Here is a 13,038-nt window from a genome sequence, read left to right on the forward strand (position 1 = left end):
CAAATCTTCGCACGTATGAAGAGTTGCACGGCTCGGTGCGGGTGTCCCTGCGCCGTACGGGCGCTCATTCCGCCTAGTCTTCCCCGCATGGCTGCGGCTCAGGGACGATTTTCAGATGGCGCTGACGGTATGGACAGCGCGAAGGAGAGCTCCGTCCCGCTCCCGTTCCGGCGGGCGGTCGACGGCTTGAAGAAGACGCGACTGCGTCCGGGGATCGAGATCGACCCCACCAAGCCGCCCCAGAGACTGGCGCCGCACGCCTATGCCCTGGAGGCGGCCGTCGTCGACGGCGAGGACGACCTGGCCGACGGCCGGCTCATCCTGCTCCACGATCCGGCCGGACACGAGGCCTGGCACGGGACCTTCCGGCTGGTGACACTCGTACGGGCGGAACTCGAGCCGGAGATGGCCGCGGACCCGCTCCTCCCCGAGGTGTGCTGGTCCTGGCTGACGGGGGCGCTGGAGGCGCGCGGGCTGGCGTACGGGGAGGCGAGCGGGACCGTGACCATGGCGAGCTCGCACTACTTCGGCGGGCTCGCGGAGCGGCGGCCGGCGACGCAGATCGAGATCAGAGCCTCCTGGACGCCGCGCGAGGGCGTGGGCGGGGTGCCGGACACCTCGGCCCACCTGTCGGCGTGGTGCGAGCTGCTGTGCCAGATCGCGGGACTGCCGCCGGTGGGGCCGACCGACAGCGTCACGGGCGTGGTCTCCCTGCCACAGCGGCGCGGTCCGCACCACCCGTAACGGCGGGGCCGTCCGGCCGCTGTGGGCCGCGGCATCGGGGAACGGACGGGCGAAGCCCGCGAAGGAGTGTCGGAACGGGGCGTCCGTTGCGGGCTTCTGATCACCCTATGATCGATCGTGCGTCCGAATTGCCCGAATTGTTACTCACCAAATCGTGATCATTCCCTAAAGCCGGGCGGGTGACGTGCCGAAGGAGTCAGTGACCATCCGCACGGTTCGCACCGGCTTCCTTCCCCGAGCCGGCCGTCCCGCCACTCCCCCAGGAGGCCTAGGTGTCCGTTCTTCTCGAGCAGCCCGCAAGCCTGGTCGCCTACCGCCCGAACAAGCCGACGGCCATGGTCGTCGTGGCCGACCCGCGCGTCCGTTCCACCGTGACCCGCCATCTGTGGGCCCTCGGAGTACGTGACGTGATCGAGGCGTCGTCCATCGCGGAGGCCCGCCCCCGCGTCGGCAGCCCGCGCGACATCTGCGTGGCCGACGTACACCTGCCCGACGGTTCCGGTCTCACCCTGCTCTCCGAGACCCGCGCCGCGGGCTGGCCCAACGGACTGGCCCTGTCCGCCGCCGACGACATCGGCGCCGTACGCAACGCCCTCGCGGGCGGAGTGAAGGGCTACGTCGTCACCGGCACCCGGACCAACATCGGGCTCCCCAGCCGGCCCGGCGCCGCCCCCATCGGCGCTGCCGCCGCCCGTATGCACCGCCGCCCCCCGGGTGCCCCGAGCCACCCGGGCGGCTACCGCGAGCTCTCCGGCCGCGAGGTCGAGGTCCTGCGCCTCGTCGCGGAGGGCCAGTCCAACAAGGCCATCGGCGTCTCGATGGGCCTGTCCGCCCTGACCGTCAAGTCCCACCTCGCCCGGATCGCCCGCAAGCTGGGCACCGGCGACCGGGCCGGGATGGTCGCCGTCGCCCTGCGGACCGGGATCATCCACTAGGAGCTGCCCGAGGCTCCCGGGCGAACGCCGGGGAAACCCCGGGAACCGTCCGCCTTTCCCTCTCGCGCCCGTCGACGGATCACTCCGGCGACGGGCGCGTCGCATCCACGGATACCCTTGACCGGTGACCGACGCCCAAGAGACCGCAGCAGACCTGCGCACCACCACCGGGGGCGGCCCCCCGGACGACGTCGTCAGTTCGTCCGATGGGCCGCCGATTCCGTTGCTGGAACCCCGTGAGGGGATCCCCCCGGTGGTCGCCGACGCCGACGCCCTGGCCCGAGTGGTCGCGGCCTTCGCCGCGGGCACCGGCCCCGTGGCCGTCGACGCCGAGCGCGCCTCCGGATACCGCTACGGCCAGCGCGCCTACCTGGTGCAGCTGCGCCGCGAGGGGGCGGGCTCCGCGCTCATCGACCCGGTGGGCTGCCCCGACCTCTCCACACTCGGCGAGGCACTGTCCGGCACCGAGTGGATCCTGCACGCCGCCACCCAGGACCTGCCGTGCCTGCGCGAAATAGGCATGGTGCCCACCTCCCTGTTCGACACCGAGCTGGCCGGCCGCCTGGCCGGCTTCCCGCGGGTCGGACTGGGCGCGATGGTCGAGAGCGTGCTCGGCTACGCGCTGGAGAAGGGCCACTCCGCCGTCGACTGGTCGACCCGCCCGCTTCCCGAGCCGTGGCTGCGCTACGCCGCCCTGGACGTGGAGCTGCTGGTCGATCTGCGGGACGCGCTGGAGGAGGAGCTGGACCGGCAGGGCAAGCTGGAATGGGCCCACCAGGAGTTCGACGCCATCGCCGCCGCACCGCCCGCGCCGCCGCGCAAGGACCCGTGGCGCCGTACGTCCGGCATGCACAAGGTGCGCCGCCGTCGCCAGATGGCGGTCGTACGGGAGCTGTGGGAGTCGCGGGACCGGATCGCCCAGCGGCGTGACGTGTCACCCGGCAAGGTGCTGGGTGACGCCGCGATCGTCGAGGCCGCCCTGGCCCTGCCGACGAACGTGCAGACCCTGTCCGCCCTGCCCGGCTACGGGCAGCGCATGGGCCGGCGCCAGCTGGAGCAGTGGATGGCCGCCGTGGACCGGGCCAAGGCCCTGCCCGAGAGCGAGCTGCCGCAGCCCGGAGCGACCCCGGCCGGTCCCCCGCCGCCGCGTTCCTGGGCGGACAAGGACCCGGCCGCCGCGGCCCGGCTGTCGGCGGCCCGCGCCGCCGTATCGGCGCTGGCGGAGGGGCTGAACCTGCCCCAGGAGAACCTGATCACCCCGGACACGGTCCGCCGGGTGTGCTGGGAGCCGCCGCAGCGGCTCGAGGCGGAGACGGTGGCGCAGGCCCTGGCGGGTTACGGCGCCCGCCCGTGGCAGGTCGAGCAGGTGACCCCGGCGCTGGTCGCGGCCTTGGCGGCCACGGCCTGAGCAGACCTGCCACGGACGCGTACGACGGGGTCCTCAGTCCTCCACGGGAGTGAGGACCCCGTCCTCGTCCCGGTAGTAGCTGCCGCTGGTCGCGCCCTCGACCTTGCCGTGCTTGAGCCAGTGCTCGGACATGGTGTGCACCGTCTTGTGCACCCGCTCCCAGGGAATCTGGTGACCCGCGCAGGCGATGCAGAACATCAGCTTCTTGGAGCCGGGGATGGCCTTGTAGAGCTCGGGCACCGAGAAGTACAGCAGGCCCAGGTGGGGCGCGGTGTTGACGATCGAGTCGTGCTCCCCGTACACGATGCACACGGGCACCTTGTTGCCGAGCGTGTCGTGCATGGGGACGGTGGTGCGGTTCCAGCCCCACCAGTACGAGTTGCGGATGCGGTTGAGCCCCTCCGGGCTCCCGGGCACGGGCCCTCCCCACTTGGCGCCGACGGGGTCGGCCTGCATCATCGCCTTCCAGACCACGTCGACCATGTCGGCCTCGCGCTGGTCCGGGCACTTCAGGTCGTTCCGCCAGCTGCTGTCGAGCCCGAACTTGGTGCCGAGGCTCATCGGGAAGCCGAAGGCCCCTGCCGGTGCGGAGACCGGCAGTGCCACGGGGGCACCGAAGTCGGTCAGGGGCTGGCTCTGCCTGCCCTCCGGCGGGAAGATCGGTGCCAGCAGGAACAGGCTGCGCACCTTGTCGGGGTGCTGGATGGCGTAGGGCCCGAGCTGCTGGGCAGCAGCGGACCAGCCGATGAGGTCGACCTTCTTGACCCCGGTCAGCTTCTTGATGAACTCGACGACCGTGTCGACCTCGTCCCAGTCGCTCTGGGAGTTGTTGAGCTGCGCCTTGTACTCCGGCGGGGTCAGGTCGACCTGCGCGTCCGGATTCGGGACGAGGAGCTTGCGCTGGGCCTCGGTGGGCTGGACGTTCTTCTTTTTGTCCATTTTCGGGCGGGTGGACAGGCCGGATCCCTGGAGCTCCATGACGAAGACGTCGAAGCCCGTCTTGGCCAGCTCTTCGGCCCAGCTGTACTTCTTGTGCTGCAGGTCGAAGCCGGCCAGGGCCGGGACGCTCCTGCCGTGCAGCATGAGGACGGGTCTGCGCGGGCCGCCGTTGGTGCCGTTGCGTTCCCGGACGAAGAGTTTGGCCATCTCGTCGTAGTTCGCCGGGATGGTCGACTTGTGGTCCACGTAGTGGTCGGTGAGGACAGGGGCTGCCGCGGTGAGGACGGTCGATGCCATCGGTTGCGCTCCGTTCGCTCGGTGTGCCCGGGGCGGTCGCCCGGGGCGTGCCCAGGGTTCGCACGGATGTGTGCCCGACGCCATCGACGTGGCCGTGGCGGCCGGGCGGCCGACCCGTTCGGGTAGCCCCGGGCGCTCCGATCGGCCGGGCGCACGGCGGGGGCGCGAGGGGGCTCACGCGGCGTCGGGCGGTGTGACCTTCGCCGCTCCTCGGGGAGGGGGTGTGCACATTGGTTACCCGCAAGTAGCATGGGCCAGGTGAGCGGGCGCTCAGCAACACATGCCGAGCCGCCCCCGCGCAGCAGTGCACACCCGCACCTGGAGGAGAGCCAACGTGCCTCGTACCGTCAGGGACGTCGTCTTCGTCGACGGCGTCCGCACCCCGTTCGGCAAGGCGGGCCCGAAGGGCATCTACAACGGGACCCGCGCCGACGACCTCGTCGTGAAGGCGATCCGGGAGCTGCTGCGCCGCAACCCGGACCTGGACCCCGCGAAGATCGACGAGGTCGCCATCGCCGCGACCACGCAGATCGGCGACCAGGGCCTCACGCTGGGCCGTACGGCCGGCATCCTCGCGGGCCTCCCCCAGTCCGTCCCGGGCTACTCCATCGACCGCATGTGCGCCGGCGCGCTGACCGCCGTGACCGCCGTCGCGGGCGGTGTGGCCTTCGGTGCGTACGACGTCGCCCTCGCCGGCGGTGTCGAGCACATGGGCCGCCACCCCATGGGCGAGGGCGTCGACCCGAACCCGCGGTTCGTCTCCGAGAAGCTGGTCGACGAGTCCGCCCTGTTCATGGGCATGACCGCCGAGAACCTGCACGACCGGTACCCGACGATCACCAAGCTCCGCGCCGACGAGTACGCCGTGCGCTCGCAGGAGAAGGCCGCCAAGGCGTACGCCGACGGCAAGATCCAGCAGGACCTGGTGCCGATCTCGGTGCGCAACACCAACGAAGCGGCCGGTGAGACGGGCTGGGGCCTGGTCACCACCGACGAGCCGATGCGCCCGGGCACCACGCTGGAGAACCTGGCCGGCCTGAAGACCCCGTTCCGTGTGCACGGCAACGTGACCGCGGGCAACGCCGCCGGTCTCAACGACGGTGCCACCGCCGCGATCATCGCGTCCGAGGACTTCGCCCGGGAGAACAACCTCCCGGTCAAGATGCGCCTCGTCTCGTACTCCTTCGCCGGTGTCGAGCCGGAGGTCATGGGCTACGGCCCGATCCCGGCCACCGAGAAGGCCCTCGCCCAGGCCGGTCTGACGATCGAGGACATAGGCCTGTTCGAGGTCAACGAGGCCTTCGCGGTCCAGGTCCTCGCGTTCCTGGAGCACTACGGCATCGCCGACGACGACGCCCGCGTGAACCAGTACGGCGGCGCCATCGCGTTCGGCCACCCGCTGGCCTCCTCCGGCGTCCGTCTGATGACGCAGCTGGCCCGCCAGTTCGAGGAGCAGCCGCACGTCCGCTACGGCCTGACCACCATGTGCGTCGGCTTCGGCATGGGCGCCACGGTCATCTGGGAGAACCCGAACTTCAACGCCGAGGGAGACTCCAAGTGAGCACCACCGCTGAGCTCCTGAAGGGTGCGGCCGAGCTGTTCCCGGACGAGGTCGTCACGTCCGCGCACGTCCGCCACCTGGACCTGCCGTTCGGCGCCGGGCGCTTCGCGCTCATCACGCTGGACAACGGCTTCGACCACACCAAGCCGACCACCTTCGGCCCGCAGTCCCTCGCCAACCTGAACGCGGCGATCGACCAGGTCGAGCAGGAGGCCCTCGCGGGCTCCATCGTCGGCGCGGGCATCACCGGCAAGCCGTTCATCTTCGCGGTCGGCGCCGACCTCAAGGGTGTCGAGCTGCTGAAGAAGCACGACGAGGCGCTCGCCATCGGCAAGGGCGGCCACGACGTCTTCAAGCGCATCGCGGCGCTGGCCGTCCCGTCCTTCGCCTACTACAACGGCGCGGCGATGGGCGGCGGTGTCGAGGTCGGTCTGCACTGCACCTACCGCACCGTCTCGAAGGCGATTCCGGCCTTCTCGCTGCCCGAGGTCTTCCTCGGTCTGGTCCCGGGCTGGGGCGGCTGCGCCCTGCTCCCGAACCTGATCGGCGCGGAGCGCGCGGTCTCGGTCATCATCGAGAACTCGCTGAACCAGAACCGCCAGCTCAAGGGCAAGCAGGTCTTCGAGCTCGGCATCGCCGACGCGATCTTCGAGGGCGCCGACTTCCTGGAGCAGTCGCTCCTGTGGACCGCGAACGTCCTGAACGGCACCACCGAGGTCGTACGCGACGAGATCGACCGCGGCGAGGCCTGGGACGCGGCCGTCGCCAAGGGCCGCTTCATCGCGGACTCCAAGGTGCACGGCGCCGCTCCGGCCGCCTACCGCGCGCTGGACATCATCGCCGCGGCCAAGGACGGCGACCTGCAGGCCGGCTTCGACGCCGAGGACACGGCCCTGGCCGACCTCATCATGGGCGGCGAGCTGCGCTCCGGCATCTACGCCTTCAACCTGGTCCAGAAGCGCGCCAAGCGCCCGGCCGGTGCCCCGGACAAGTCCCTGGCCCGTCCGGTCACCAAGGTCGGCGTCGTGGGCGCGGGCCTGATGGCCTCGCAGCTGGCGCTGCTGTTCCTGCGCCGCCTCGAGGTGCCGGTGGTCCTCACCGACATCGACCAGGAGCGCGTGGACAAGGGCGTGGGCTACGTCCACGCCGAGATCCAGAAGCTGCTCGGCAAGGGCCGCATCAACCAGGACAAGGCCAACCGCCTGACCGCCCTGGTGACCGGTGTCCTGGACAAGGCCGAGGGCTTCGCGGACGCGGACTTCATCATCGAGGCCGTGTTCGAGGAGATGTCCGTCAAGCAGAAGGTGTTCGCGGAGGTCGAGGCGGTCGCCCCGGCGCACGCGATCCTCGCCACCAACACCTCCTCGCTGTCGGTCTCGGAGATGGCCTCCAAGCTCCAGCACCCGGAGCGCGTGGTCGGCTTCCACTTCTTCAACCCGGTCGCGATCCTCCCCCTGCTGGAGATCGTCCGCGGTGAGCAGACCGACGACGCCTCGCTGGCCACGGCCTTCGGCGTCGCCAAGAAGCTGAAGAAGACCGCGGTCCTCACCAAGGACGCCCCGGCGTTCGTCGTGAACCGCATCCTGACCCGCTTCATGGGCGAGATCCAGAACGTCATCGACGAGGGCACCCCGGTGGTCACCGCCGAGAAGGCCATCGAGCCGCTCGGCCTGCCGATGTCCCCGCTGGTGCTGCTGGAGCTCGTGGGCCCCGCGATCGGTCTGCACGTCTCCGAGACCCTGAACCGCGCCTTCCCGGAGCGCTTCACCGTCTCCCCGAACCTGGCTGCGGTCGTCAAGGCCGGCAAGCGCGGCTTCTACACGTACTCCGCCGAGAACGGGTTCAAGCCGGAGCTGGACCCCGAGGTCGCCGCCCTTCTCGTCCAGGGCGATGTCGTCCTGACGGAGGAGCAGGTCCGCGACCGCGTCCTGGACGCGGTGGCGCAGGAGATCGGCCTGATGCTGGAGGAGGGTGTCGTGGCCGAGGCCCAGGACATCGACCTCTGCCTCATCACGGGCGCCGGCTGGCCCTTCCACCTGGGCGGCGTCACGCCGTACCTGGACCGTGAAGGCGTCTCGGAGCGCGTGAACGGCAAGAAGTTCCTCGCCCCCGGCCTGGCGAGCGTCCCGGCCTAGTCCGGGTCGCGGACCGGTATTTCACGCCTTGGCCCGCCCCCTTCGGGGGGCGGGCTTCGGCCATTCGAATATCTGTCTAAGATTCACCCCCATGACGGAAACGCACGCGCGGCCCAGGCGCCGCCGACGCCGCATTCTGCGGATCACCCTGCTGCTGGTCGCCGTGCTGATCCTGGGAGCGGCCGGGGCCGGCTGGTGGACGTACAGCCACCTCGACGGCAACATCTCCAGCGTCGACCTGGACCAGGCGATCGGCGACAACCGGCCGCCGAAGGTGGTCGCGAACGCGCAGAACATCCTGGTGCTCGGCTCCGACTCGCGGGCCGGGGCCAACGGCGACCTGGACCACGGCGACGTCAGCGGAGCCCGCTCGGACACCGCGATGCTGGTGCACATACCCGAGGGCCGGGCCAAGGCGACCGCGGTGAGCATCCCCCGCGACACCCTGGTCACCCGGCCGGAGTGCAAGACCAAAGACGGCAAGAGCGTGCCGTCGGCGAAGCGGGTCATGTTCAACTCCGTCTACTCGCTGGCCGGGCCGGCCTGCGTGGTCAACACCGTGGAGCAGCTCTCCGGGGTCCGCGTGGACCACTTCGTCGAGGTGGACTTCGCCGGATTCAAGGGGCTGGTCGACGCGCTGGGCGGGGTCACCGTCACCCTGGACAAGCCGATGAGCGGTGCCAAGGGCGGCCTGAAGCTGGACGCGGGCACGCACCGGCTGGACGGCACCGACTCGCTCAAGTTCGTCCGTACCCGCTACGGCTACGGGGACGGCAGCGACCTCGGACGCATCGGGCTCCAGCAGCAGTTCATGATGGCGATGCTGTCCGAGATAAAGAAGCAGGACGCCTTCGGGAACCCGGCTCGCCTGTACAAGCTCGCCGACGCCGCGACCAAGTCGCTGACGACCGACTCCGACCTCGCCTCGCTCACCGCGCTGTCCGACTTCGCGCAGAGCATGAAGGGCGTGGACCCGGAGACGATGGAGACGATCATGCTGCCGGTCGCCTACGACAAGGTGGACCCCAACCGCGTGGTCGTGGCCGAGCCGCAGGCGACGCAGCTGTGGGAGGCCCTGCGCAACGACCAGAAGATCCCGGCCTCGGCGAAGGACTCCCCCGCCAAGGGCTGAGCCGCCTGCCGCACCGCACGCACGACGCAGCGGGCCCGTACGGGAGGGATTCCCGTACGGGCCCGCTGCGTCGTGTGCGGCCGGCGAGCGGCGCTCAGAACTTCGCCTCCTGGCCGACCTTGTGCAGGCGGCTGTTGCGGTAGCCGTAGAGGAAGTAGACGACGATGCCGATGGCCATCCAGATGCCGAAGCGCAGCCAGGTCTCGGCCGGCAGGTTGAGCATCAGCCAGAAGGAGGCCGCGATCGACACGATCGGGACGAACGGCACCCACGGGGTCCGGAAGGACCGGTGCAGGTCGGGGCGGGTCTTGCGCAGGACGATCACGCCCAGCGCGACCACCACGAAGGCGAACAGGGTGCCGATGTTCACCAGTTCCGCGAGGGTCTCCAGGCTGGTGAAACCCGCGACGATCGCGATGATCCCGCCGAGCAGCAGGGTCGCCCGGTAGGGGGTGCGGTACTTCGGGTGCGTCACGGAGAAGACCCGCGGCAGCAGTCCGTCACGGCTCATCGCGAAGAACACGCGGGTCTGGCCGAGCAGCAGGATCATGCACACGGTGATCAGACCGACGGCCGCGCCGAGGCTGATGGCGCCCGAGAAGAACGGCTGGTTCACCGATTTGAAGGCTTCGGCGAGCGGCGCGGTCGGGGACATCTCCGAGTACTTCTGCATGCCGGTGACCACCAGGGTCACGGCGACGTAGAGCACCGTGCAGACCAGCAGCGAGCCGATGATGCCGCGCGGCATGTCCCGCTGGGGGTTCTTGGTCTCCTCGGCCGCCGTCGCCACCACGTCGAAGCCGATGAAGGCGAAGAAGATGAGCGAGGCCGCCGTGAAGATGCCCATGACGCCGAAGTTCGTGGGCTCGTAGCCGAAGAGCAACTGGACCAGGGGCGAGTGCCAGCCGCTGACGCCCTCGGCCTGTGGCTGGGCCGGCGGGATGAACGGCGAGTAGTTGTCGGCCTTGATGAAGAACAGGCCCGCGACGATGACCAGCATCACGACCGTGACCTTGATGGCGACGACGACCGCGGTGATGCGGGCCGAGAGCTTCGTCCCGACGACCAGGATCCACGTCAGCACCAGGACCAGCAGGAACGCCAGCAGGTCGAAGTGGCCGCCGGCATCGGGGCCGGACAGGGAGGTCGGCAGGGTCCACCCGAGGTTGGTGTCCATGAGGTGGCGCACGTACCCGGACCAGCCGACCGCCACGACGGCGGTGCCGAGCGCGAACTCCAGCACCAGGTCCCAGCCGATGATCCAGGCGGGCAGCTCACCGATCGAGGCGTACGAGAAGGTGTACGCCGATCCGGCCACAGGCACGGTGGAGGCGAACTCGGCGTAGCAGAGCGCCGCGAGGGCGCAGACGATACCTGCGGCCACGAAGGCGAGGGCGGTGGCGGGTCCGGCGTTGTTCCGGGCCGCGATACCCGTGAGGACGAAGATGCCGGTGCCGATGATGACACCGACACCGAAGACCGTCAGGTCCCAGGCGGAGAGCGACTTCCGGAGCGCGTGTTCCGGCTCCTCCGTGTCGCGGATGGACTGCTCCACCGTCTTGGTGCGGAAGGGGCTGTTCATATCCCTACTCACCGACGCACCTCCGAAACAGGCGACGCACGCGAACGGGCCGGGAGGCCCACTCCTCAAGAGTGATCTCCCGGCCCGTGACGTGCAACCGCGCGGCGATCTAGTGGCCGATACCCGTCCTAGTCGACGGCGGCGGCCGGCTCGGTGTCGTAGCGCCCGTCCAGCTTGGCCACCAGGCCGGTGACCTGCCGGGCGATGTCCGGAGCGGTCAGGCCGATCTCGGCCATGACCTCCTTGCGGGTGGCGTGGTCGAGGAACCGCTGCGGAATGCCGAAGTCACGCAGCGGTACGTCGACGCCCGCGTCCCGCAGGGCCTGCGCCACGGCGGAGCCGACGCCGCCGGCGCGGCTGTTGTCCTCGACGGTGACGACCACGCGGTGGCGGTCGGCGAGCGGGGCGAGCGCCTCGTCCACCGGCTTGACCCATCGGGGGTCGACCACGGTGCACGAGATGCCCTGCTTGTCGAGCAGGTCGGCGATTTCCAGGCACATCGGGGCGAGCGCGCCGACCGAGACGAGCAGTACGTCCGGACGAGTGACTTCGGGGGCCGGGTTGCGCAGCACGTCCATGCCGCCGATGCGGCCGACGGCCGGGACGGCCGGGCCGACGACACCCTTGGAGAAGCGCACCACGGTCGGCGCGTCCTTGACGAGGACGGCCTCGTTCAGCTGGGCGCGCAGCTGCTCCGCGTCGCGCGGAGCGGCCAGGCGCAGGCCGGGCACGACCTGGAGGATGGACATGTCCCACATGCCGTTGTGGGAGGCGCCGTCGGTGCCGGTGACGCCCGCGCGGTCCAGGACGAAGGTGACCCCGCACTTGTGCAGGGCGACGTCCATCAGGACCTGGTCGAAGGCACGGTTGAGGAAGGTGGCGTACACCGCGAAGACCGGGTGGGCGCCGCCGGTCGCCAGGCCCGCCGCCGAGGTGGCGCCGTGCTGCTCGGCGATGCCGACGTCGAAGATCCGGTCGGGATAGGCGTCCGCGAACTTCTTCAGGCCGACCGGCTGGAGCATGGCCGCGGTGATCGCGACGATGTCCGCGCGCTCCTTTCCGAGCTTGACCATCTCGTCGGCGAAGACGGAGGTCCAGCTGGCGGCGTCGGTGCTGACCGGCAGGCCGGTGTCCGGGTGGATCACGCCGACCGCGTGGAAGCGGTCCGCCTCGTCCTGGACGGCGGGCTCGTAGCCGCGGCCCTTCTGGGTGAGGCAGTGCACGATGACCGGACCGCTGAAGCGCTTGGCGCGCTGCAGGGCCGACTCCAGGGCCTCGATGTCGTGGCCGTCGATGGGGCCGATGTACTTCAGGCCCAGGTCCTCGAACATGCCCTGCGGGGCGATGAAGTCCTTGAGGCCCTTCTTGGCGCCGTGCAGGGTCTCGTAGAGGGGCTTGCCGACGACCGGCGTGCGCTCCAGGAGGTCCTTGCCGCGGGCCAGGAAGCGCTCGTAGCCGTCCGTGGTGCGCAGGGTCGCCAGGTGGTTGGCGAGGCCGCCGATGGTGGGGCCGTACGAGCGCTCGTTGTCGTTGACGACGATGACCAGGGGGCGGTCCTTGGCGGCGGCGATGTTGTTCAGCGCCTCCCAGGCCATGCCGCCGGTCAGCGCGCCGTCGCCGATGACGGCGGCGACGTGGTGGTCCTCGCGGCCCAGCACCTCGTTGGCCTTGGCGATGCCGTCGGCCCAGCCCAGCACGGTGGAGGCGTGCGAGTTCTCGATCACGTCGTGCTCGGACTCGGCGCGCGAGGGGTAGCCGGACAGGCCGCCCTTCGAGCGCAGGTTGCCGAAGTCCTGGCGGCCCGTGAGCAGCTTGTGGACGTAGGCCTGGTGGCCGGTGTCGAAGAGGACCTTGTCCTTGGGCGAGTCGAAGACCCGGTGCAGGGCGATCGTCAGTTCGACCACCCCGAGGTTGGGGCCGAGGTGCCCGCCGGTCTTGGAGACGGCGTCGACGAGGAAGGACCTGATCTCGGCGGCGAGCTGGTTGAGCTCCTCCTGGCTGAGCCGGTCCAGATCGCGCGGTCCCTTGATGCGGGTCAGCAGCACCCGTGCCTCCTTGCAGTTGCTCGCTGGTCTGTCGAGTCTAATGTTCCGTCGGCGGGCGCGGTCATCGGGCCGTCCCGCTGGGGTCACACCTTTGTCATACATGTACGCACTGCCGCGGGGTCACACATCACAAACGGGCGTATACCCGCACAGGCGTACGCACATATGTACGCACGGATGCCCGGCACCACACGAAGTGGCGCCGGGCACTGTGACCGTTCTTACCGCCGGATGTCGCTCCGGCGCACAGTCGGACGCAC

9 protein-coding genes are annotated in these 13,038 nt (G+C 70.2%); 6 read left to right on the plus strand and 3 right to left on the minus strand.

Annotation, left to right across the window (positions count from 1 at the left end):
* The first annotated feature begins 87 nt into the window (after positions 1-87).
* The 3 genes from JIW86_RS11800 to JIW86_RS11810 all read left to right on the plus strand — a co-directional run bounded on the left by JIW86_RS11800 (position 88) and on the right by JIW86_RS11810 (position 3,087).
* Positions 88-744 carry a DUF3000 domain-containing protein gene (locus tag JIW86_RS11800; RefSeq protein ID WP_257553714.1) on the plus strand — a complete coding sequence of 219 codons (657 nt, stop codon included), beginning with the start codon at positions 88-90 and terminating at the stop codon, positions 742-744.
* A 272-nt stretch (positions 745-1,016) separates the two neighbouring features.
* On the plus strand, positions 1,017-1,679 hold the full coding sequence (locus JIW86_RS11805; RefSeq protein WP_069922445.1) for a helix-turn-helix transcriptional regulator: 663 nt from the start codon (positions 1,017-1,019) through the stop codon (positions 1,677-1,679).
* 124 nt (positions 1,680-1,803) lie between these two features.
* A complete protein-coding gene (locus JIW86_RS11810; protein WP_215142980.1) occupies positions 1,804-3,087 on the plus strand; it encodes a ribonuclease D in 1,284 nt (427 codons plus the stop codon).
* A 33-nt stretch (positions 3,088-3,120) separates the two neighbouring features.
* Here JIW86_RS11810 and JIW86_RS11815 read toward each other — a convergent pair whose 3' ends face one another.
* The gene (locus tag JIW86_RS11815; protein WP_257553715.1) at positions 3,121-4,323 is read right to left on the minus strand and encodes an alpha/beta hydrolase; all 1,203 of its coding nucleotides are present in this window, start codon (positions 4,321-4,323) and stop codon (positions 3,121-3,123) included.
* 334 nt (positions 4,324-4,657) lie between these two features.
* Between JIW86_RS11815 and JIW86_RS11820 the strand changes: the two genes are divergently transcribed.
* The 3 genes from JIW86_RS11820 (at position 4,658) to JIW86_RS11830 (ending at position 9,151) form a co-directional block, all read left to right on the plus strand.
* Positions 4,658-5,884, plus strand: coding sequence for a thiolase family protein (locus JIW86_RS11820; protein ID WP_257553716.1), 1,227 nt, complete (start codon positions 4,658-4,660; stop codon positions 5,882-5,884).
* Entirely contained in the window at positions 5,881-8,019 is a 2,139-nt protein-coding gene (locus JIW86_RS11825; protein ID WP_257553717.1) for a 3-hydroxyacyl-CoA dehydrogenase NAD-binding domain-containing protein, read from the plus strand. Before JIW86_RS11820 ends, JIW86_RS11825 begins: the two co-directional genes overlap by 4 nt.
* A 91-nt stretch (positions 8,020-8,110) precedes the next feature.
* Positions 8,111-9,151, plus strand: a complete 1,041-nt coding sequence (locus JIW86_RS11830; RefSeq protein WP_257553718.1) for an LCP family protein — start codon at positions 8,111-8,113, stop codon at positions 9,149-9,151.
* Between the two features lie 94 nt (positions 9,152-9,245).
* Here JIW86_RS11830 and JIW86_RS11835 read toward each other — a convergent pair whose 3' ends face one another.
* A complete protein-coding gene (locus tag JIW86_RS11835; protein WP_257553719.1) occupies positions 9,246-10,733 on the minus strand; it encodes an amino acid permease in 1,488 nt (495 codons plus the stop codon).
* A gap of 128 nt (positions 10,734-10,861) precedes the next feature.
* Positions 10,862-12,778, minus strand: a complete 1,917-nt coding sequence (dxs, locus tag JIW86_RS11840) for a 1-deoxy-D-xylulose-5-phosphate synthase (protein WP_215144588.1) — start codon at positions 12,776-12,778, stop codon at positions 10,862-10,864.
* Positions 12,779-13,038 lie beyond the last annotated feature (260 nt).

The sequence above is a fragment of the Streptomyces sp. NBC_00162 genome (assembly GCF_024611995.1).
Taxonomy (GTDB): domain Bacteria; phylum Actinomycetota; class Actinomycetes; order Streptomycetales; family Streptomycetaceae; genus Streptomyces.

Coding starts and splice junctions, on each gene's coding strand:
- JIW86_RS11800 (WP_257553714.1), top strand. CDS start 88: ATGGCTGCGGCTCAGGGACGATTTTCAGATGGCGCTGACGGTATGGAC.
- JIW86_RS11815 (WP_257553715.1), bottom strand. CDS start 4,323: ATGGCATCGACCGTCCTCACCGCGGCAGCCCCTGTCCTCACCGACCAC.
- JIW86_RS11830 (WP_257553718.1), top strand. CDS start 8,111: ATGACGGAAACGCACGCGCGGCCCAGGCGCCGCCGACGCCGCATTCTG.
- JIW86_RS11835 (WP_257553719.1), bottom strand. CDS start 10,733: ATGAACAGCCCCTTCCGCACCAAGACGGTGGAGCAGTCCATCCGCGAC.